Source organism: Saccharopolyspora pogona (assembly GCF_014697215.1).
GTDB classification, from domain to species: Bacteria; Actinomycetota; Actinomycetes; order Mycobacteriales; family Pseudonocardiaceae; genus Saccharopolyspora; species Saccharopolyspora hattusasensis.
Genome location: NZ_CP031142.1, coordinates 7,768,193 through 7,788,886 on the forward strand (window position 1 = coordinate 7,768,193; position 20,694 = coordinate 7,788,886).

At 70.3% G+C, this 20,694-nt stretch carries 18 protein-coding genes and 1 pseudogene; 13 read left to right on the forward strand and 6 right to left on the reverse strand.

Going from position 1 to position 20,694, the window contains the following annotated elements; translation table 11 throughout:
* Window positions 1–61: 61 nt before the first annotated feature.
* From DL519_RS36665 to DL519_RS36675, 3 genes are read left to right on the forward strand one after another with little or no spacing between them, the layout of a single operon-like run.
* Complete coding sequence (locus DL519_RS36665; protein WP_190821666.1) at window positions 62–1,048, forward strand: DUF3558 domain-containing protein; 987 nt, start codon at window positions 62–64, stop codon at window positions 1,046–1,048.
* Between the two features lie 22 nt (window positions 1,049–1,070).
* A complete protein-coding gene (locus DL519_RS36670; protein WP_190821668.1) occupies window positions 1,071–1,385 on the forward strand; it encodes a hypothetical protein in 315 nt (104 codons plus the stop codon).
* 45 nt (window positions 1,386–1,430) lie between these two features.
* Complete coding sequence (locus tag DL519_RS36675; protein ID WP_190821670.1) at window positions 1,431–2,180, forward strand: alpha/beta hydrolase; 750 nt, start codon at window positions 1,431–1,433, stop codon at window positions 2,178–2,180.
* A gap of 42 nt (window positions 2,181–2,222) precedes the next feature.
* On the opposite strand, the gene DL519_RS36680 is transcribed toward DL519_RS36675, so the two are convergent.
* Complete coding sequence (locus tag DL519_RS36680; protein WP_190821672.1) at window positions 2,223–2,414, reverse strand: GNAT family N-acetyltransferase; 192 nt, start codon at window positions 2,412–2,414, stop codon at window positions 2,223–2,225.
* A 154-nt stretch (window positions 2,415–2,568) separates the two neighbouring features.
* On the opposite strand from DL519_RS36680, the gene DL519_RS36685 reads away from it, so the two are divergent.
* The 4 genes from DL519_RS36685 (at window position 2,569) to DL519_RS36700 (ending at window position 7,813) form a co-directional block, all read left to right on the forward strand.
* The gene (locus DL519_RS36685) at window positions 2,569–3,321 is read left to right on the forward strand and encodes a 3-hydroxybutyrate dehydrogenase (protein ID WP_190821674.1); all 753 of its coding nucleotides are present in this window, start codon (window positions 2,569–2,571) and stop codon (window positions 3,319–3,321) included.
* 29 nt (window positions 3,322–3,350) lie between these two features.
* The gene (locus DL519_RS36690; RefSeq protein ID WP_190821676.1) at window positions 3,351–4,679 is read left to right on the forward strand and encodes an MFS transporter; all 1,329 of its coding nucleotides are present in this window, start codon (window positions 3,351–3,353) and stop codon (window positions 4,677–4,679) included.
* A gap of 4 nt (window positions 4,680–4,683) precedes the next feature.
* A complete protein-coding gene (locus tag DL519_RS36695; RefSeq protein ID WP_190821677.1) occupies window positions 4,684–6,492 on the forward strand; it encodes a helix-turn-helix domain-containing protein in 1,809 nt (602 codons plus the stop codon).
* 496 nt (window positions 6,493–6,988) lie between these two features.
* Window positions 6,989–7,813, forward strand: a complete 825-nt coding sequence (locus DL519_RS36700; protein WP_190824433.1) for an alpha/beta fold hydrolase — start codon at window positions 6,989–6,991, stop codon at window positions 7,811–7,813.
* 210 nt (window positions 7,814–8,023) lie between these two features.
* Here DL519_RS36700 and DL519_RS49535 read toward each other — a convergent pair whose 3' ends face one another.
* Window positions 8,024–9,805, reverse strand: coding sequence for a M protein (locus DL519_RS49535; protein WP_190821679.1), 1,782 nt, complete (start codon window positions 9,803–9,805; stop codon window positions 8,024–8,026).
* Between the two features lie 251 nt (window positions 9,806–10,056).
* Here DL519_RS49535 and DL519_RS36710 point away from each other — a divergent pair, with 251 nt between their 5' ends.
* The 3 genes from DL519_RS36710 (at window position 10,057) to DL519_RS36720 (ending at window position 13,761) form a co-directional block, all read left to right on the forward strand.
* Window positions 10,057–10,455: an SPW repeat protein gene (locus DL519_RS36710; RefSeq protein ID WP_190821681.1), complete on the forward strand. Its 399-nt coding sequence runs from the start codon at window positions 10,057–10,059 to the stop codon at window positions 10,453–10,455.
* 128 nt (window positions 10,456–10,583) lie between these two features.
* Window positions 10,584–11,237 carry a TetR/AcrR family transcriptional regulator gene (locus DL519_RS36715; protein WP_223839980.1) on the forward strand — a complete coding sequence of 218 codons (654 nt, stop codon included), beginning with the start codon at window positions 10,584–10,586 and terminating at the stop codon, window positions 11,235–11,237.
* Window positions 11,238–11,343: 106 nt separating this feature from the next.
* On the forward strand, window positions 11,344–13,761 hold the full coding sequence (locus DL519_RS36720) for a penicillin acylase family protein (protein ID WP_223839981.1): 2,418 nt from the start codon (window positions 11,344–11,346) through the stop codon (window positions 13,759–13,761).
* A 75-nt stretch (window positions 13,762–13,836) separates the two neighbouring features.
* Here the strand turns inward: DL519_RS36720 and mce are convergent, their stop codons facing one another.
* A complete protein-coding gene (gene mce / locus DL519_RS36725) occupies window positions 13,837–14,283 on the reverse strand; it encodes a methylmalonyl-CoA epimerase (protein WP_190821685.1) in 447 nt (148 codons plus the stop codon).
* 132 nt (window positions 14,284–14,415) lie between these two features.
* Between mce and DL519_RS36730 the strand changes: the two genes are divergently transcribed.
* From DL519_RS36730 to DL519_RS36740, 3 genes are all read left to right on the forward strand, one after another.
* On the forward strand, window positions 14,416–15,423 hold the full coding sequence (locus DL519_RS36730; RefSeq protein ID WP_190821687.1) for a hypothetical protein: 1,008 nt from the start codon (window positions 14,416–14,418) through the stop codon (window positions 15,421–15,423).
* Between the two features lie 250 nt (window positions 15,424–15,673).
* A complete protein-coding gene (locus DL519_RS36735; RefSeq protein ID WP_190821689.1) occupies window positions 15,674–16,861 on the forward strand; it encodes an acetyl-CoA C-acetyltransferase in 1,188 nt (395 codons plus the stop codon).
* Window positions 16,862–16,928: 67 nt separating this feature from the next.
* A complete protein-coding gene (locus tag DL519_RS36740) occupies window positions 16,929–17,696 on the forward strand; it encodes a hypothetical protein (RefSeq protein ID WP_223839982.1) in 768 nt (255 codons plus the stop codon).
* Between the two features lie 6 nt (window positions 17,697–17,702).
* On the opposite strand, the gene DL519_RS36745 is transcribed toward DL519_RS36740, so the two are convergent.
* From DL519_RS36745 to DL519_RS36755, 3 genes and pseudogenes are all read right to left on the reverse strand, one after another.
* The gene (locus tag DL519_RS36745) at window positions 17,703–19,022 is read right to left on the reverse strand and encodes a DNA polymerase IV (RefSeq protein ID WP_190821691.1); all 1,320 of its coding nucleotides are present in this window, start codon (window positions 19,020–19,022) and stop codon (window positions 17,703–17,705) included.
* Between the two features lie 86 nt (window positions 19,023–19,108).
* Window positions 19,109–20,027, reverse strand: a pseudogene (locus DL519_RS36750) (RNA polymerase sigma-70 factor).
* Complete coding sequence (locus DL519_RS36755; RefSeq protein WP_223839983.1) at window positions 20,024–20,392, reverse strand: NAD(P)/FAD-dependent oxidoreductase; 369 nt, start codon at window positions 20,390–20,392, stop codon at window positions 20,024–20,026. Before DL519_RS36755 ends, DL519_RS36750 begins: the two are co-directional and overlap by 4 nt.
* Window positions 20,393–20,694: the final 302 nt, after the last annotated feature.

Consider the following 20,694-nt stretch of genomic DNA (forward strand, 5'->3'; position numbering starts at 1 on the left):
TTGCTCGCGTCGGCAGCGGTGTCGCTGGCCGTTGGGGCGCGGGCGCGGTTAGGGTGAGTTGATGTCGCTTCTCCGCCACCGAGGCATGCCGCCGCTGCTGCTCCTCCTGGTGCTGCTGGTGGCGGGGTGCACGCCGGAGACCCCACCGCGCAGCCAGTCCGGCAGCCAGCAAAGCGATGCGGGCACGGCCCGAGCTGAACTCGGCGATCTGCGCACAGTGGACCCCTGCACGCTGGCCGACCCGGCCGCGCTGCAGGGGTTGGGGCAGACCGAGAACGCCGGCACGGTGTCGCTGGACTACTGCCTGCTGCACGTGAAGCCGAACGACGGCTCGCTGGTCCAGCTCGCTATCGGGGAACTCGCCGACACCGTCCCGAACCAGCAGGGCAGCCCGGTCGTCCAGCGCGGGTCGCTGCGGATCGTGCAGGACGCGCCGCTGCCCGGGCACTGCACCCGGCAGATCCTTTTCGTCGACAACATCGCGATGCAGGTCAGCGCCGATCTGCTGGTCGGCGACCCGGCCGCCGGGCTCTGCGCGATCGCCCAGGCCGGGGCCGACGCGGCGGTCGACGCGCTTGAACAGCACCGGGTTGGGCACCGGGCGTACGCGGCGAACTCGCTAGCCCTGGTGGATCCGTGCACGCTGCTGGATTCCGCTGCCGTGCAGCAGATTCCCGGGTTGGAAGAGGCGCAACCGCAGCCGAGCCCGGCCGGGCACCAGTGCATGTGGGGTGCGCCGGAGGCCGATTCGCCGCGGGTCCAGTTCCTGCACACCGCCGGTGATCCGCCGAAAGTCCTGCACGGCGCCGCCGTCGAGGAGTCGATCGCGGACCGGCGCACCGTGCTCAGCATCGTCGGCGGTGACCCGCAGGTTCCGCTGTGCTCCGCGGAAACCGGGCACCTCCCGTTCGGCGACCCCGCCGCCGGTCAGGTCGAGGTGGCGATGCTGGTCGTGGCCGTTCCAGGCATGACCGGCATCGATGCGTGCGAGTACGCCCGCGGGCTGGCCGGGCAGCTCTGGCCGCACCTGCCGACGTCCGCGCCGTAGCCGGGCCGTTACCGTTGCGGACGTGCCTCGACGTAACCGACCACAGCGCCCCAAGGGCCTGACCCAGGACACCAGCCACCGTGCGATGGGCACCGCGTTCGGCATGTCCCGCGTCGAACACGGCCCGGGCGGCGACTGGATGGTGCGCACCGTGCCGGCCGCGCAGGCCACGAAGGTCTACCGGTGCCCGGGCTGCGACCACGAGATCAGACCTGGCATCGCGCACGTGGTGGCCTGGCCGGAAGCGGAGCAGGGCGGCGTCGCGGACCGGCGCCACTGGCACAACGGATGCTGGAACGCGCGCGGTCGGCGCGGGCCGACGCGGCGCTGGTCGTAGCACGTCACACCATGTCTGCCACTCGTTCGTGGCAGGATCGGGGCGATGAGCACCGAGATCCGCGCCAACACGATGCTGCCGGCCCGCCGCGAACAGATCACCCTGCACACGGCCGACGGGCTGAAGCTGATCGGTGAGCTGGCCTTGCCGGAGTCCCGGCCGCCGCGGGCGACGCTGATCTGTCTGCACCCGCTGCCCACCCACGGCGGCATGATGGATTCCCACATCTACCGCAAGGCGGCGTTCCGGCTGCCCGCGCTCGCCGGCCTCGCAGTGCTGCGGTTCAACACGCGCGGCACCGTCAGCGAGGCGGGACGCAGCGAGGGCAGCTTCGACGGCGGCAACAGCGAGCGGTTCGACGTGGCCGCGGCGCTGGAGTTCGCCGAGTTCCACGACCTGCCGAACGTGTGGCTGGTCGGCTGGTCGTTCGGCACCGACCTGACGCTGGTGCACGGCCTGGACCCGCTGGTCGAGGGCGCGGTGCTGATCTCCCCGCCGCTGCGCTGGAGCACCGAGGAGCACCTGGCGGCCTGGGCCGAATCGGGCAAGCCGGTGCACGCGCTGATCCCGGAGTTCGATGACTACCTGCGCCCGGACGAGGCGCGCAGGCGGTTCGCGGCGATCCCGCAGGCCGAGGTGATCGGCTTCCCGGACACCAAGCATCTGTGGGTCGGCAAGGCGGAGGCCGCGCTGGACGCGATCGTGCGGGTCGTCGCGCCGGACGTGCCGACGCCGCTGCCGCGCACCTGGGACGGTTTGTCGGAAACCCGCCCGGTCACCATCATCGACTCCTGACCGCCCCGGTTGACGGGTGACAGGAAGGTTCCCTTGCGCACGTCACGGGCTCGGGTGCTGAGCCGGTAGCCGGAACACCAGCTCCGGATGGCCGTCGCGGAGGCGCTCCAGGTGGTGCATGAACCCGAGCTTCTCGGCGACCCGCACCGAAGGCGCGTTGTCCGCATCCGTCACGATCAGCACGGGCCGGTCGGGGCGGTGCCGGCTCGCCCACCGCACGGCCGCCTCGGCCATTTCAGGCGCGAGCGGTGAGCTGACGCCGACCCGGTGCCGGGCGGTTTGGCACCCGCCCGGCACCAGTCGTGGGGAAAAGGGCCATGGAAGCCAGTGGTGTTGTGGTGTCTGCACACATAGGCGTTGCGGGGTTCGCCGCTTAACGTCCTGTGGCATGAGTGACAACCGGCTGGACGGGCGCGTTGCGCTGGTGACCGGCGCGGGCAGCGGCATCGGGCGAGCGTGCGCGCGGGCCCTCGCCGAGTCCGGGGCGAAGGTGCACGTCGTCGATCTCGATCGGCCCGCCGCCGACCGGGTCGCCGCCGACGTCGGAGGCTGGGCGCACGTCGTCGACCTGGCCGATGCCTCAGCGGTCGACTCGCTTCCCGCCGAGGTCGACGTCCTGGTCAACAACGCGGGTTTCCAGCACGTCGCCGCGCTGCCCGAGTTCCCGCCGGAGACCTTCGTCCGCATGCAGCAGGTGATGGTGACCGCCCCGTTCCTGCTGGCCCGCAAGGTGCTGCCGCACATGTACTCCCGGGGTTGGGGCCGGATCGTGCACGTCTCCAGCGTTCACGGCCTGCGGGCCAGCCAGTTCAAGGCCGGTTACGTCGCCGCGAAGCACGCGCTCGAAGGACTGTCCAAAGTGGTCGCCCTGGAGGGTGCCGAGCACGGCGTGACCAGCAACTGCGTGAATCCCGGCTACGTCGACACGCCGCTGGTGCGCGACCAGATCGCAGGGCAGGCCGCCGCGCACGGCCTCGACGAGTCCGATGTAGTCGAGCGGATCCTGCTGCAGCGCGCCGCGCTCAAGCGGCTGATCGATCCCGATCGGGTCGCCGAGCTCGTGCGCTGGCTCTGCGGGGAGCACGCGGCACACCTCACCGGCGCTTCCGTACCGATGGACGGCGGCTGGACCGCCGCCTGACCCGGCCCAGACACAAAGGAGTGTTTCCCTTGGCCAGCAACCAGAACGGCTCGATCGCGCGGGTCGTCGGAGCCAGCCTGATAGGCACGACCATCGAGTGGTACGACTTCTTCCTCTACGGTTCGGCCGCCGCGCTGGTGTTCAACCATCTGTTCTTCCCTCAGGCGGATCCGCTGACCGGCACCCTGCTGGCGTTCACCACCTACGCCATCGGGTTCCTCGCCCGGCCGCTGGGCGGGCTGGTGTTCGGGCATTTCGGCGACCGGATCGGACGCAAGAAACTCCTGGTGCTCAGCCTGCTGCTGATGGGCGGTTCCACCTGCGCGATGGGGCTGCTGCCCACCTATGCAGCGGTCGGCGTGGTCGCGCCGCTGCTGCTCACGTTGTTGCGGCTGGTCCAGGGCTTCGCGCTGGGCGGCGAGTGGGGCGGCGCGGTGCTGATCGTGTCCGAGCACGGCGACGACCGGCGCCGCGGGCTGTGGGCGTCGTGGCCGCAGTGCGGGGCTCCCGGCGGGAACCTGCTGGCCACCGCGGTGCTCGCGGTGCTCGCCGCGACGCAGTCCGACGAGGCGTTCCTGGCTTGGGGCTGGCGGGTTCCGTTCCTGCTTTCCGGCGCGCTGGTGGTGATCGGCCTGTGGATCCGGCTCGCGGTCAGCGAGTCGCCGGTTTTCCTGGCCGTGCAGGCGAAGGCTGAGCAGCGCGAAGAGACCAAGACTGTCCCGGTGGTCGCGGTGTTCCGGTCGCACTGGCGTCAGGTGCTGGTCACCATCGGCTCGCGGATGGCCGAGAACGTGTCGTACTACGTGCTCACCGCGTTCATCCTGGTCTACGTCACCGGTCCGCTGGGGTTGCCGAAGTCGGTCGGGTTGAACGCGGTGCTGATCGGCTCGCTGCTGCACTTCGCGACGATCCCGCTGTGGGGCGCGCTGTCCGACCGGATCGGGCGCAAGCCGGTCTACCTGTTCGGAACAGTCGCGATGGCGGCGTGGGGCTTCGCGTTCTTCGCCCTGCTGGACAGCAAATCGGCCGTGGTGATCACGGTCGCGACGACCGTGGGATTGTTGCTGCACGGCGCGATGTACGGGCCGCAGGCGGCGTTCTTCGCCGAGCAGTTCCCGACCCGGGTGCGCTACACCGGGCTTTCCATCGGCGGGCAGCTGTCCTCGATCGCCGCGGGTGCGGTGGCGCCGATCGTCGCAGTGGCGCTGCTGCAGGGCTTCGGCAGCACCGTCGCGGTGTCGGTCTACGTCCTCACGATGTGCGCGATCACGCTGGTCGCGGTCGTGTTGGCGAAGGAGACGGCGGGCAGTTCGCTGCACGACGAGGCACCGGAAGCCCGTGCAGCAGTGACAAGATGAGCAGGTGAACGACGACGTGGTCCGGCTGCTCGAACTGCTCGCCGCAGGCGCGAGCAGCGAGCAGCTGGCGCACGTGGCGGTCGAGAACCCGCAGCTGGGCAAGGTCACCGCGCTGGCGCTGCGGGTCCACAGCACACTAGGTGCGCACCGCCGCCGCGAGGCCGAGCTGAGCGCGCTGTTCGACACCGCGAGCGACCTGGCCAGGCTGCGGGACACCGACGCGGTGCTTCGGTCGATCGTGCGCCGCGGCCGCACGCTGCTCGGGGTGGACGTCTCCTACCTGAGCCTCAACGACGAGGTTGCCGGCCGCACCTACATGCGGGTCACCGACGGGTCGGTGTCGCGGTTGTTCCAGAAGGTCACGCTCGGCATGGGCGAGGGACTGGGCGGGCTGGTAGCGCAGACCGCCCAGCCGTACGCGACCCACGACTACTTCGCGGACGAGCGGTTCCGGCACACCTGGCCGATCGACTCGGCGGTCCGCGACGAGGGGCTGACCGCGATCCTGGGCGTGCCGTTGACGCTCGGCGACCAGGTCATCGGCGTGCTCTACGCCTCCGACCGGACGCGCCGCGAGTTCACCCCGGACGAGGTCGCCCTGCTGTCCTCGTTGGCGGACCACGCCGCGATCGCGCTGGACAACGCCGCGCTGCTGGAGGAGATCAGCGCGCACAGCGAGGCCCTGCACCGCGCGGAGGAGGCCCACGACCGGCTGATGGATTTGGTGCTGCGCGGCGGCGACGTGCCCGAGGTGGCCGCGGCGGTGGCCGATGTGCTGCGCGGTTCGATCGGGATGTTCGACGCGGACGGCACCGAGCTGACGGGTTCGGGCTCCACGCCGCCCGAGCCGCCGGCGGAAGCGGTCGCGACGTCTCGGACAGCCGGTCGTGCGGTGTCCACATCGGACGGTTGGGTGTGCGCGGTGCAGGCCGGGCCGGAACTGCTCGGCAGCATCGTGCTGGTCGGGCGGGCGGATCTGGTCGACGCGGACCGGCGGCTTTTCGAGCGGGCGGCGGTGGTCACCGCCTTGCTGCTGATGCTGCGCCGATCCGTGGCGAAAGCGGAGGACGAGGTGCGCGGCGAGCTGCTCACTGACCTGCTGACCTCGCCCGACCGCAACCCGGGCGCGCTGCTCGCCCGCGCCGAGCGGCTCGGACTGGACCTCGTCGAGCCGCACGCGGTGCTCATCGCGCACGCCGACAGGGTGCCCCGCACGCGGCTGGCGGTGGCGGCCGGCAGGTGCACCGCGCTCGCCGGCATGCACGCCGAGGAGGTCGTCCTCCTGGTGCCCGCAGGCGATCCGGGGGCGACGGCGTCCCGCATCGCCGCCGAACTGCGATCCATCGTGGACACCCCGGTGACCGTCGGTGCGGCCGGTCCGGCGCGTGGGCCGCAGGAGATCGCCGCGGCCCACGCCGAAGCGGCCCGCTGCCTGCGCGCCTTGCTCGCGCTCGGCCGGATCGGCGAGGGTGCGGCCATGGACGGGCTCGGGTTCCTCGGCGTGCTGCTGGGCGAGCAGACCGACTTGGGCGGTTTCGTGCGCCGAACGATCGGACCGGTGCTCGACTACGACGCCCGGCGAAGCACCGAACTGGTCGACACGCTGCATGCCTACTTCGCCGCCGGGGCGAACCTCACCCGGGCCAAGGACGCCCTGCACGTGCACGTCAACACGGTCGTGCAGCGGCTGGACCGCGTCGGCTCCCTGCTCGGCTGCGACTGGCAAGCGCCGGACCGAGCGCTGGAGATCCAACTCGCACTGCGCCTGCACAACTTGCAGGCCTCGCGGATCCGCCCAGCCCAACGCCCGTGAGCGATTTTCGGTGCTATGGCGCCCAAAAGCACTCACGGCCAGGTGGCGACCTTCGCCGCGGCGGTCAGCTCGGTGACGCGCTGGTCCTACTCGGCGACGGCGTCGCCCGGATGTCCACTGGGGAAAACGGGAATCGGCGAACAACAGCAGCCGGTGCTTCAACTGGTTCCAGCCCGGCGACACCACGCGCGGCCAGGGCGAGGCCGAATGGATCGCGCAAATGGTCCGGCGCGCGATCGACGGCACCGGCGCGGACCCGGCCCCCGGTCTACGTTAAGGGACTGTCCGCGGGCGGCGCGATGACCTCGGCACCTCGGACGGGCAGTGCGGCCAAGCCGGCGCATACCTGCTGGACGTCAACATCTGCACCCCCTGGCACCTGGCCCAGTCCTGGGGCCTCTAGGGGAGCCCGGCGGCGGGCAGTGACAGGAAGGTTCCCATGCTGCATCCGGCGGCCCGGCCTGTTGAGGCGTGTTCGCCGAAGTGGTCCGGCAGGATGGGGCCTGTGCACTACATCGAATCGGGAGCCGGAACGCCGCTGGTGCTGCTGCACGCGTTCCCGCTGGACGCGCGGATGTGGAATCCGGTCCGGGGCCTCCTGGACGACCAGCTGCGGGTGATCACCCCGGACCAGCGGGGGCTCGGCGAGAGCGCGCTGGACGGTTCGTCGGCGCGGAGCCTGGCGGAGCCGGGGGAGAACCGCCGCACGGCCGAGCACCCGAGCCTCGACCTCGCGGCCGCCGACATCCTGGCCCTGCTGGACCGTTTGGAGCTGCCGCAGGTCGTCCTGGGCGGATGCTCGATGGGCGGCTACGTCGCGATGGCGGTGCTGCGGTCCGCGCCACAACGGGTCGCGGGTCTGCTTCTCGTCGACACCAAGGCTGTCGCCGACAACGACGAGCAGCGTGCCAACCGCCTCAAGGTCGCGGATCGAGCGGCACGCGAGGGCACCGGCGGCTGGCTCGCAGATAGCACCCTGCCTAACCTGCTGGGAAGCACGACGCACGAACGACGGCCAGAGGTCGTCGCCAGCGTCCGAGACCTGGTCTACGCCCAGCCCGCGGATGGTGTCGCCTGGGCGCAGCGGGCGATGGCGGGACGCCCCGACAGTGTCGAAACCCTCCGGTCCTACACCGGCCCGGCGCTGGTGGTCGTCGGCGAGGAGGACACCCTGACGCCGCCGGAGAACGCGCGCGAACTCGCGGGCGCGCTGTCAGGAAGCGAGCTCGTGACGCTGCCCGGTGCCGGGCACCTGCCGTCGATCGAGTCGCCGGACGCATTCGCCGAAGCCGTCCGCCCCTGGCTTTCCCGGCTCGGCTGAGCGCTAGTTCTCGCCCGGTGGCCGTGCATCCCGCTCGATGCTGCGATCAGGCGACTTCTTGGCATCCGCTTCGGATCGCTTGAACTGCTCGGCCGTTTCGCTGGGCAGCACGAAGTACGCGCCGGACCGCCGCCTGTCGTGGGTCCGACCAGTGATCGAGGGCGAGCGGGCCACTAGTTCGCGAAAGTCTTGGCTCGTCAGGAGCTGCGATCACCGGCGCTGCTGGTTGGTGGCGTCGATGCGGGTGGCGCTGTGGGAGCGCTGCTGGCCCTTGCCGTCCGGCACCGGCAGCTGGATGCGGCGCGTCGGCTCGTCGTGCGGGCTATGGCCGCGGGCCGTGTCCCGGTGGATCTGCTCCGTCGGCCCGTCGTCGACGGCTTCGCCGCCACCCGACGGCTTGCCGCCCTGCCCCTTCGGCTTCGCCTGCTTCGCAGGCTGCGCCTCGCTCTGCTTCGCGGCTCCGGCCTGCGGCGACTTCGTCGCCGGCTTCGCCTGGTCACCCGACTTCGCGGCCCCGCCCGGCTTCGTCGCGTTGCCCGGCTTCGCCGCGTCGTCGCGGGAGTCTCGGGCGAGGGCGGCTTCGGCGTCCTCGCGGGCTTGTTCGCGGGCTTCCGCCGCCGCTTCCCGGAGCTTGTCCTCTTCGGAGTCCTCTTGGGCGAGGCGTTCCAGGAGGGGCGTCGTCTGGCCGAGCATCTCGGCGGCGTCGCGGAGCTTCTTCGCCACCGATTCGCGCAGTTCCGTCAGGGAGTGGACCTGTTTGTCGGCCTTGGCGAGGCGGCGCTGGACTTCCTCGGTGGTCGTGCCGAGGCGGCGCTGGGAGTCCTCGCGGGCCGTCGCGACCAGGCGCTTGCTCTCGCGGGTCGCTTCGTCGATGAGGCGGGTCGCCTCTTCGGTGCACTCGCGGACCATCCGCTCGGACTTCTCCGTCGCCTCGCGGACCATCCGCTCGGACTTCTCCGTCGCCTCGCGGACCAGCCGCTCGGACTTCTCCGTCGCCTCGCGGACCAGCTGCTCGGCTTCCGCCTTGCTCTCCCGGATCCGCTTCTCCGCGGCCTCGGTGCTCTCGCGTTCGCGCTTCTGCGCGGCCTCGGTGCTTTCCCGCTCGCGCTTCTGCGCTGCCTCGGTGGACGCGCGGGTGAGCTTCTGGGCCGCTTCCGTGCTTTCTTGCTCGCGCTTCTGGGCGGCCTCGGTGGATTCGAGGGTGAGCTGCTCCGCCTTCGCGGTGGCGTCGGTGACCATGCGGTTCGCCTGGTCGGTGGCTTCGCGGACCCGGCGGTGCGCCTCGTTGGTGCCTTCTCGCAGGCGGCGGTTGGCCTCTTCGGTCGCTTCCCGGACGCGGCGCTCGGCTTCGGCCTTGCTGGTGGCCTCCTGCTCGGCGAGGGTCCGCATGGACTCGCTGCGGCGCGCGGCCATCGCGATCTCGAAGTCTTCTTCGACCTGGGTCCGGCGGGCCTCGGCCTCCTGGTCGGCGCGCTTGCGGTTCTCCTCGGCCTCGCGGGTGATCCGCCCCGCTTCGGCCTTGGCCTTGTCCATCAGCGAGCGGTGTTCGGTCTCCATCTCGCTGCGTCGGCTGTCGACCTCGGAGATCAACCGCTCGTAGCGGTTGCGGAGGTTGTTCGCCTCGGACTCGGAGCGCGCGCGGATCTGGGACGCGTCGTTCTCGGCGCGGCCCCGGATGTCGTTCGCCTCGTCCTGGGCGAGCCGCAGCATCCGCTGCAGCCGCTCGCTGAGGCCTTCCATCGTGGTCGGCGGCTTGGCGAGCCGTTCGACCTGGCCGCGCAGGTTCTCGATCTCGGACCGGGCGGATTCGAGCTGCTTCGACAGATCCCGTGCCTGGGAGACCGCGGCGTCGCGATCCGCGGAGAGGATGCGGATGTCGGCGTCGAGTCGCTCGAGGTGCTCATCGACCTGGGCGCGGTCGTAGCCGTTCTTGCGAGCGAGGTCGAATCCCGATCCCAGTGGCAGCAAATCGCGGTCGTCGGCAAGGCCCATGGCAACCAAGTTACCTGGAAGACGACGTTGTTGTGGGAGGTGTGGCACGTATCCGCCGGATTTTCCTCGCCCGGCGCGGAATCCTCCGACGAGCACCCCGGACGAGGTTTCGCCGCGGGGTGTCGGTGGTCACCCACGGGGGGCGGATCCCGGTCCGTCGGCGGGAGTGGCGAACAGGGCGAGACCGTGGGAAGCAGACTCTTGACCGGCTGGCCAACCAAGGGTGAAGATGGAGGTGTAAGTCGGGTGCAGTGGAGGTGATCGACGTGGCCGATAGGTCGAGCGGTTCGACTGTCAAACCGTGGATCCGCTGGCAGGACTGGGCCGGAGTGGTGCTGGGCGCCTACCTGATCCTCGCGACGATATGGACGTCGACGAACGGGTCGGCGATGTCTGCGATGATCGTCCTGGGTGCGCTGCTGCTGATCGCGAGCGTGTGGTCGCTCGCCGTGCCGGGGTCGATGACCAGCGAATACAGCCACATGCTGTTGGGTGTGCTGCTGTTCATCTCGCCGTGGGTCCTTGGCTACAGCATGTTCACGGGAGCCTCGTGGACTTCTTGGATCGTCGGCGTCCTGGCCGTCATCGCCGGTGCCGCCGCACTGCCCGAGGCCAACGCCGCACACCGCGGGGTGGCCGGCCAGCACTAGGTGGTCGCTCGTACGACCACGACCACTCGCGAGTGCGACACAGCGCGGTCCGGCGGTAACGTCCGGGCCGCGCGTTCTTTTGGTCAACTCGCCCGGTGGAAGCCGGCCGGAAGTTGGAGGTCGGATCCATGGCGCAGGCACCGGGTGATCGCGGCGCCCGCAAGCGGCCGTCCACTTCGGACGAGCTCGTCGAGGCGGCGCAGAGCGAGTCCGCGCGGGAGCGCATCCTGGCCGCGGCCGGCGAGCTATTCGCCGAGCACGGCTTCGATGCCACGCCCACCTCCCGGATCGCCGAGCGGGCCGAGGTCCCCAAAGGACTGATCCACTACTACTTCCGGCGCAAGCAGGACCTGCTGACGGCGCTGGTGGAGCGGCTGCCCGAGGACCTGGTGGAATCCGATCGGGTGGCGGTCCGGGGCGATGTCGCGGGCAGCCTGCGCCGGCTGGTCGGCGAGCTGGACGCGCGGCTGGAGTCGTCGTTGATGCTCAGCCACCTGCTGTGGCGGGAGGCGGACACGCACGTCGCGGTGCGGCAGGCGCTGCAGCGGCGGTTCCGGACGGTGGTGGAGCTGATCCGCAGGGTGATCGAGCTGGCGCTGCCGCCGGGGCCGGTCAGCTGCGACATCGACACCGCCGCCGTGCTGCTGGCCAGGGTGGTCAACCACCGGCACTCGGTGGCCCGGCACGGCGCGCACGACGACGAGCTGGACCGCGAGATCAGCTTCGTCGCGAGGGCGCTGGAGCTGGGCGTCGGTAAGCCGCGGAAGATCAAGCCCGCCTGATTTTCCTCCTCAGCGCTCATTTTTCGCGGCGTCACTGAACTGATCCTGAAGTTCTTTCAATCTTGTGAAAGATCGTTGCCCGCGCTAGAACTCCTGCAGTTGGCCGATGCGGGAGGTCGTGGTGGAGGGTGTTGGGCAGGTTCGGTTTTCCAGGCGGCAAGGGCTCGTCGCGACGGCTGCCGGTATCGCCGGAGCCGGTGTGATGGCGACGGCGGCGGATGCGACTCCCAGCGGCTCGGCCGCCGGTGACTTGCACTACCGGGTGCGGGGGCTGCGGGCCCCGGTGGAGTTGATCGAGGACCGCTACGGCGTCCCGCACCTCTACGCGACCAGCGAGGACGACGTCTTCCTCGCCCAGGGCTTCAACGCCGCGCGGCAGCGGCTGTTCCAGATCGACCTGTGGCGCCGCCGCGGCCTGGGGCAGCTCGCCGAGGTGCTCGGCCCGGATTACGTCGAGCAGGACCGCGCCACCAGGTTGTTCCTCTACCGGGGCGACATGGACGTGGAATGGGCGCGCTACGCCAAGGACGCGCGGCGGATCGCGACGCAGTTCACCGCCGGGATCAACGCCTACCTGGACTGGCTGGATGAGCACCCGGAGAAGCTGCCGCCCGAGTTCGGCATCCTCGGCTACGTGCCCGCCCGGTGGGAACCGGAGGACGTGGTGCGCATCCGCAGCCACGGCCTCACCCGCAATCTGACCAGCGAGGTCAAGCGCGCCAAGGTGGCCTGCGCCGCCGGGGTGGACGCCGACCTGGTCCGGCAGGGCCTGCAGCCCGATCGGCGGACGACCGTGCCCGATGGCTTCGACCCGTGCGCGATGCCCGCGGACGTGCTCGAGGTCTTCGAGCTGGCCACCCAGGAGGTCGAGTTCACCAACGGCGCGATCACCAGGGCGCTCCGCGACGCGACCACCGAAGGCAGCAACAACTGGGTGATCGGCGGGCAGCGGACCGCCACCGGACGCCCCATCCTGGCCAACGACCCGCACCGGGCCTACTCGGCTCCGTCGCTGCGCTACATCGCGCACCTGTCGGCCCCCGGCCTGGACGTCATCGGCGCGGGCGAGCCGGCGCTGCCGGGGATCTCCATCGGGCACAACGGGACCATCGCGTTCGGGCTCACCATCTTCCCGATGGACCAGGAAGACCTGTACGTCTACCAGCTCGACCCGGACGACCGCACCCGCTACCGGTACCGCGACGGGTGGGAGTCGATGACGATCCGGCGCGAGAAGGTGACCGTGCGCGACGAGGCTGAGCGCACCGTCGAACTGGCCTTCACCAGGCACGGGCCGGTGATCCGCGTGGACGAGCGGCGAAACCTGGCGTACGCGGTGCGGACGGGGTGGCTGGAACCGGGCATGTCGCCATATTTCGGCAGCGTCTCCTACATGCGGGCCCGCAACTTCGACGACTTCACCAAGTCGATGCGCAACTGGGGCGCGCCCACGGAAAACCAGGTCTACGCCGACGTGAAAGGCAACATCGGTTGGGTGCCGGGCGGCCTGGCGCCCAAGCGCGTCGGCTACGACGGCCTGCTGCCGGTGCCCGGCGACGGCCGCTACGAGTGGAACGGCTTCTACTCCGGTGACGACCTGCCGCGCCAGCTCAACCCGGCGGACGGGTTCATCGCCACCGCGAACCAGTTCAACCTGCCGCCGGAGTGCCAGGACAAGGGCCTCGGGTTCGAGTGGACCAACCCGTTCCGGCACCAGCGGATCGTCGAGGTCCTTTCGCGGCAGAAAAAGCACAGCGTGGCCGATTCCGCGGCGCTGCAGAACGACCAGCTGTCCATCCCAGCCAGGCGGCTGATCGCGGTGCTGTCCAATCTGGACAGCGGCGAGTCCGACCTCCGCCGCGCGCTGCGCCTGCTGCGCGGGTGGGACGCCGTGGAGGCCGCCGATTCGAACGCCGCGGCGCTGTTCGAGGTGTGGCTGTCGAAGCACCTCGGGCCGGGATTCGTGCGCGCCGCGGTGCCGAAGGCGGCCGAGGTGATCGAGGACGCCGACACGTTGGTGCTGCTGGGCGAGTTGGAGAAGCCCGGCAGGTGGCTGCCCGACGCCGCGGCCCGCGACCGGCTGCTGCTGGACACGCTGCGCTCCGCCTACGCCGAGGTGCAGGAACTGCTGGGGCGCGGCGAGGGGAACTGGAGGTGGGGCAAGCTGCACCACAGCTTCTTCGGGCACCCGGCGTCGGGGGCGTTCGACGACTCCGATCGCGCCCGGTTCAACGTCGGCCCGCTGCCGCGCGGCGGCTCGCCGGACACCGTGAACCAGTCGTCGTACCGTACCCAGGACTTCCGGCAGACCAACGGCCCGTCGTTCCGGATGATCCTCGACGTGGGGAACTGGGACTCGTCGATCGCGGTCAACACCCCCGGCCAGTCCGGCGACCCGGATGACCCGCACTACCGGGACCTGGCCGAATCCTGGCGCACCGGAAACTACTTCCCGCTCGCCTACAGCCGGGCGGCCGTCGAGAAGATCGCCGAACGTCGCATGCTGCTGCTCCCGGCGGCATAAGCCGTGAGTCTTCTGGGTTGCTGTGGCTACTGTCGCTGTGGCAGCCCGAAAGGCTCACGGCCGGCGATGGCATCCTCAGTGGACTTCGGCGGGCTCGACCAGTTCGATGAGGACGCCGCCGGCGTCCTTCGGGTGCACGAAGTTGATGCGGCTGTTCGCCGTGCCTCGGCGCGGTTCTTCGTAGAGCAGCCGCAACCCCTTGGCGCGAATCGCCTCCGAGGCCGCCTCGATGTCAGTCACCCGATAGGCGAGTTGCTGCAGGCCGGGGCCGTTGCGGTCCAGGAACTTCGCGATCGCCGAATCCTCGCGCAGCGGCGCGAGCAGCTGGATCTGGGTGGCACCCGTGGTGTCGCCGGGCGCGCGCAGCATCGCCTCGTGCACGCCCTGCTCCTCGTTGACCTCGGAGTGGGTGACCTGCAGGCCGAAGGCGTCGCGCTGGAAGGCGATGGCCGCGTCCAGATCGGCCACCGCGATGCCCACGTGGTCCACCGCCGTGACCAGACCGCTCAATTCAGCTCGCATGGCGGCAGCCTAACTCGCGGCCGCAATCTCCGGGAATACGTGCAAATCCGGAAGATCGAATTGCCCCGACGAGCGGAGTCGGGTGACCTTGCTACGCACGGCATGTGGCCGATTCACGCGAGAGGGGCAAACATGGTCAGCAGGCAACGTGGATCCGCCCGCAAGATCGCGATCCTGGTGGCATCGCTCGGATTCACCATCGGACTCGGCGTTCCCGCCGCGCTGGCCGCCGGTGGCAACGGCGTGAACAGCGGCGGAGGCGGCGACAACCCCAGGGCGGACCAGCTGCGCCGAGACCGGGCGTGGGTGGCGCCCGGGCCGCTGGTGTTCGGGGCCGAACCGTACGAAGCGGTGAGTTCCGCCGCGGCGACCGCAGCCGGAGCGGCCAACTGCACGATCAGCGCCCAGGCCGCCACCAACTTGACGCTGTCCACGACCTGGCCCGAAGTGGCCGGATCCGGCGAAGCCCCGTCGCCGATGACCCTGTCCCGCTACGACGACCAGACCTCCCTCACCGACCCCGAACAGCGCGCGAAGGGCCTGTTCTTCAACCCCGGCGTCGGCATCTGGCAGCTCGACTCGGCCGGGCTCGGCGCCGGCGAAACCGCCGCAACCGCCATCGACTCGGTCGGTGCAGCGAAGAAGATGGCACCGTACATGGTCAACAAGTACTGCGCCGCGATCAACGGCGGATCGACCGCCGCGAGCGCCCGCGCCGCCGCTTGGAAGGGTTGGCACGCCTGCGACACCGGCGCCTGCGAGTCGATCTACCAGCGGCTGGAAGCCGGCGGTGTGACCAAGGACGACAGCGTCAACAGGTACGGCGGGGCGCAGCCGCGCACCTGCACCTACGAGGGCGCCGAATACGACTGCCTGCACGTCGACCCGAGCAAGGCGCAGGGCGAAGACGCCTGGACCGCACCCGACTTCGGGCCCGCCCCGGTACCGGAGCCCTTCTACGTCTTCACCTACGCCGAAGGCGGCAAGAAGTACGAGGTGCGGTACTGGCTGAAGGCCCAATCCGGCGCGGACACCGACGTGTCGGCCTCCCGGGAACTCGGCGTAAACGCCCGCACCAAGCTGTCCTGGGCCGAGGAATCCAGCCTCTGCGACACCACCACCGGCACCGGCAACTGCTGACCAACCGCAGCGGTGCGGGAGGGAGGAAGGGAACCTTCCTGTCACTCCGACCGGCCCGTAACTGCCGGGCAGCACCGGGCCAGGAACTGTGAGCAAGGGAACCTTCCTGTCACCGGCGGCCGCTTATGGCGGTCGTCACAGGCGGCACCGGGTGTCATCGCAGGTATGGTCCGGGCATGCCCGCGGGGCCATGATGGTGCTGCGACGCATCGATGACGTGGTAGTCAGCGAAGACGCACGGGAGGCAGTGGTGGGTAGTTCTGTGATCGTGGCGGGTGCGCGGACCCCGATGGGGCGGTTGCTCGGCTCGCTCAAGGACTTCTCCGGTGCGCAGCTGGGTGGGGTTGCGATCAGGGCGGCGTTGGAGCGGGCTGGGGTGGGTCCGGATCAGGTCGGGTACACGATCATGGGTCAGGTGCTGACCGCTGGTGCGGGGCAGATTCCGGCGCGGCAGGCGGCGGTGGCCGCGGGTATCCCGATGGATGTGCCGGCGTTGACGATCAACAAGGTGTGTCTGTCGGGGTTGGATGCGATCGCGTTGGCTGATCAGCTGATCCGGGCGGGTGAGTTCGAGATCGTGGTGGCCGGTGGTCAGGAGTCGATGACGCAGGCGCCGCATCTGCTGACCGGGTCGCGGGAGGGTTTCAAGTATGGCGACGTGCAGATGCTCGACCACCTGGCTCACGATGGCCTGTTCTGCGCGTTCGACCAGGTCGCGATGGGTTTGTCGACCGAGAAGTACAACGCTGGGTATGGCGTGACCAGGGAGGAGCAGGACGCTTTCGCGGCTCGTTCGCACCAGCGTGCCGCTGCGGCGGTGGAGCGGGGTGTGTTCGCGGAGGAGATCGCCCCGGTCGAGGTGCCGCGCCGCAAGGGTGATCCGGTGGTGGTGGATGCCGATGAGGGCATTCGTGCTAACACCACGGTTGAGACGTTGGCGAAGTTGCGTCCGGCTTTCGCTGCGGATGGCACGATCACGGCGGGTTCGGCGTCGCAGATTTCCGATGGTGCGGCGGCGGTCGTGGTGATGAGCAAGGCCAGGGCCGAGGAGCTGGGGTTGAGCTGGTTGGCCGAGATCGGCGCGCATGGTGTGGTGGCGGGTCCGGATGCGAGTTTGCATGAGCAGCCGTCGAATGCGATCAGGGCCGCGTGCGTCAAGGAGGGGGTCGACGCCGCGGGTCTGGATCTGGTGGAGATCAACGAGGCGTTCGCGGCGGTGGGGATCGTGTCCGCTCGTGCGCTGGGTGTGGGTGAGGACAGGGTCAACGTCAACGGTGGTGCGATCGCGCTGGGTCACCCGATCGGCATGTCGGGTGCGCGGTTGGCGTTGCACCTGGCGTTGGAGCTCAAGCGTCGTGGTGGTGGCACCGGTGCGGCGGCGCTGTGCGGCGGCGGAGGCCAGGGCGATGCCCTGATCCTCCGGGTCCCCAAGGCTTGATCCGTCCCGGACCGACCCTGAGATCGAACCGGAGATCCCGCACCGATCGTGATCAACTAGCCGCGGCGTGGCTACCCTGGACGGCATGAAGTGGCTTCCAGGGGGATGGCAACGGACTGACCGGGTCGAGCATGAGCGGGCGACTGTCCCGGCACACCCCCGCGGCACCGCCCGCTACACCTCGGAGCACGCCGGTCCGCCGGAGCCCGCCACCCGGGTGCAGCCCGGCGGCGGGCGCCGGCCGACGCTGCTGGGCGCCGACGCGCACGACGTCGACGTCAGCGCCAGCAGCTTCAAGGCGCTGCTAATCGGCGGCGGCATCAGCGGCCTGCTCACCGTGCTGATCGCGGCGGTGCTGGTCAACAACGGCAACAGCGTCGGCATGTGGATCTGGCAACTCGTCTTCGGCGTGATCTTCCTGTGGTTCATCACCGCCTCCCGGGGCATGCTCAACAGCCGAGGCTTCCTGTTCGACCGCAGCGGTTTCTACGCTCGCACCCGCGGCGAGGTGTTCGGCATCGCGTGGGACGAGATCAAGGCCGTCGGGATCGGCACGCTGCCCTGGGTCCAGCACCGGCGCCCGGTCGCACCGGAGCAGCGCCACGCGCTGGAGCTCTACCCGGCGGATCCGGGGTTCGCGACGCGGCACCCGGAGCTCGAGCGCTGGCGGGTGGGGGAGGCCTCGTCGCTGCCGGGACTGCCCGGGGAGCGCTACCGGTTCCAGCTGCCGCCGTTCAGCCGACTGCCGAAGGAACTGGAGGGGGCGGTGCAGGCGATCGCCCCGCAGAAGTGGGTCGGCCAGTACAAGCGGCAGCTCCCGCCGCCGCAGGCCTGAGCGCGGCTACCAGCCGAGGCTTTCCATCGGATCCGCCGAGGTCAGAGCCGGATCGTCGGTGGCGAAGGTGCGGGCCACCCCGCGCCCGCTGACGGCGGTTTCGAACCGGACGGTGACCCGGCCGTGCCCGGCGCCCTGCACCCAGCCGTGCCCGAACTCGTCGTGCCGCACGTCGTCGCCCGCCCGCCAGTGCCGGCTCGACGGCTCCGGGCGCGGCTCGGCGACCGGCCGCACGATGGGAACCGAGGCTTCCTGCCGGTCGGCGGGGTTGTCGAACAGCGGCTCCTGCTCGGAGGTCGCCAACCCGGAGTAGGAGACGCCGACCAGCCGGACCGGGGTGCCCGGCGGGACGGCGACGGGCAGCAGCCGCCGCGCCGCGGCGGAGAGTGCGCCGAGATCGCTGGTCGCCGACGCGAACGTTTCCGCGCGGCTGATCGTGGTGAAGTCGGAATCCCGGATCTTGATCGTCACGGTGCGGGCGGCGCGCCCCGACGAAACCAGCCGGCGGTGCGCGGACTCAGCCATCCCGGCGACCTCGGCCTGCAGCCTCACCTGGTCGGAGATGTCGATGTCGAACGTCGTCTCGGCGCTGACCTGCTTCGCTTCGGCGCGCTCGGCCACCGGATGCTCGTCGATGCCGTGCGCGAGCCGGTGCAGTTCGGTGCCGTGCGCCTGCCCGAGTAGCGACGTCACGTCGCCCAGCCGCAGCGCGGCGAGTTCGCCGATCGTCTGGACGCCGATGCGGTGCAGCTTCGATTCCGTCACCGGCCCGATGCCCCACATCTTGCGCACCGGCAGCCCCGACAGCAGTTCGAGCTGCTGCTCCGGCGGCACCACGAGTGTCCCGTCCGGTTTGGCCAGGCCCGACGCGATCTTGGCGAGCTGCTTGCCGGAACCCGCGCCGATCGATGCGGTCACGCCGACCTCGCGGTGCACCCGCGCGCGCAGCCGCGTGGCGAAGTCCTCCACCTGCGGCGTGGCGGTCCCCGCGAGTTCGGTCGGTTCCAGGAACGCCTCGTCGACCGAAACCTGCTCGACGACGTCCGAAACTTCCCGGACGATGCCCAACGCCCGCTTGCTGACGGCCTGGTAGACGCGGAACCGGGGCGGGAGCACCACCGCGACCGGGCAGCGACGACGGGCCTCGGCCATCGACATCGCCGACCGCGCGCCGAACTCCCGCGCTTCGTAGCTGGCGCCGGCGACGGTGCCGCGAGGGCCGAGCCCGCCGACGAGCACCGGGCGTCCCCGGACGGTGGGGCGGGTCAGCTGCTCCACGGACGCGAAGAACGCATCCATGTCCATGTGCAGCACCCACCTCGGCATGCACGTAATTCAACGGGATGCGTCTGACATCTGCCGTCGCGGTGCCTCCCCGGTCTGGCCTGCCGGCGGCGGGTCTCCTTCAGCGCTCACTGCGGCCCGACGTCGTGAGCGGTGCCAGCGGCGATGGCTTGGAGTTTGTCCGGGTTGGCCACGTTGTGGATGGTGGTGATGCGGCCGTCGGGGTCGAAGTCGAAGGTGACAGCGGCGATCACGCGGCCCGGTCCGCTGAACACGATGCCCGGCCCGCCGTTGATCTCGGCGAGTTCGGCGTTCATGTCGGCGGGCTCGACGCCCTGGTAGGTGACGGTGCTGATGGCTGCGAACCAGGCGGCCACCGTGTCCGCGCCCACGACCGGACGCAGGGCCTGGCGGACCTTGCCACCGCCGTCGGTCCACAACGTGACGTCCGGGGACAGCAGCTCCATGAGCGTGTTGATGTCGCCACCCGTTGTGGCGGCGAAGAACCGCTCGGTGATCTCCTGCTGCTGCGCCCGGTCGGCGGTAAAGCGCGGCCGCCGGACCTGCACGTGCTCGCGGGCGCGGTGCGCGGCCTGGCGCACCGCGGCTTCGGAACGCTCTACTGCCTCAGCGATTTCGGCATGGTTGAAGCCGAAGACCTCCTTCAGCACGAACACGGCGCGCTCGAGCGGGCTCAGCGTTTCCAGCACCACCAGCATCGCCATCGACACCGACTCGGCGTCCGCGACGGCGTCAGCGGTGTCGCCGCTGGTGAGGATGGGCTCCGGAAGCCATGGCCCCACATAGGTCTCGCGTTTGTGCCGGGTGGAGCGCAGCCGTTCCAGCGCCAGATTCGACACGATCCGTCAGGTACGCCTTGGGGTCGGCCACCTGTGAGCGGTCGGCGGCCGACCACTTGATCCAGGCGTCCTGCACCGCGTCCTCGGCATCGGCAGCGGTGCCGAGGACGCGGTAGGCCACCGAGAACAGCAGGTTGCGGTGCTGGTGGAACACCTGCTGGTCGAGGTTGGGGGCCGGATGGGTCACCGGGCATCCCGGACCCGGGTGAAGCGGCCGCCGCGGGGCCAGAACGCACCCGAGGCAGGCATCTTCTTCATGCGGCCGTAGGTCGGCCACGGCGAGGCAGTCACCGTCTCCTTATACCGGGCCGCCATGCGGCCGGTCAGACAAATCCGGCGGGGGCTGTCATCGGGGCGCGTGAACTGCACCACCGCGTCGTGCCGTCCCAGGCTCACCGGCGTGTGGTGGTAGCCGAAGCGGAAAGCCTTGGGCTGCTTGCCCTTCAGCGCGCGGATGATCGACAACGCGGCATGCACACCGGTCGGCATGCCGCCCTGGCAGGTGCCGTGCATGACGCCGTAGCCCTGGCGGATCGCGGCCACGTCGCCCACCGCGTACACCTCAGGGTGCGACACCGACCGCAGCGCGGAGTCGGTGACGACGCGGCCGCGCTTCGAAGGAAGGGAACCTTCCTGTCAGCCAACCCAGGGGACACGGGCCGGGTGCGGCGGTGGACACGGCGTGCGCGCACGCAGTCTGGCTTCTCGATGCGGGCACGACGGCATGGCTTGGGGAAGTTCGCAGAGCAGCCCGAGATGAGTAAACGATCAACGGAGTCCACCAGCGATTGGTTCACCGATGCACCCGTCTCCGGCGTTTGACTACCCCCTGAGCGAGGCATCCAGCCGCAAGC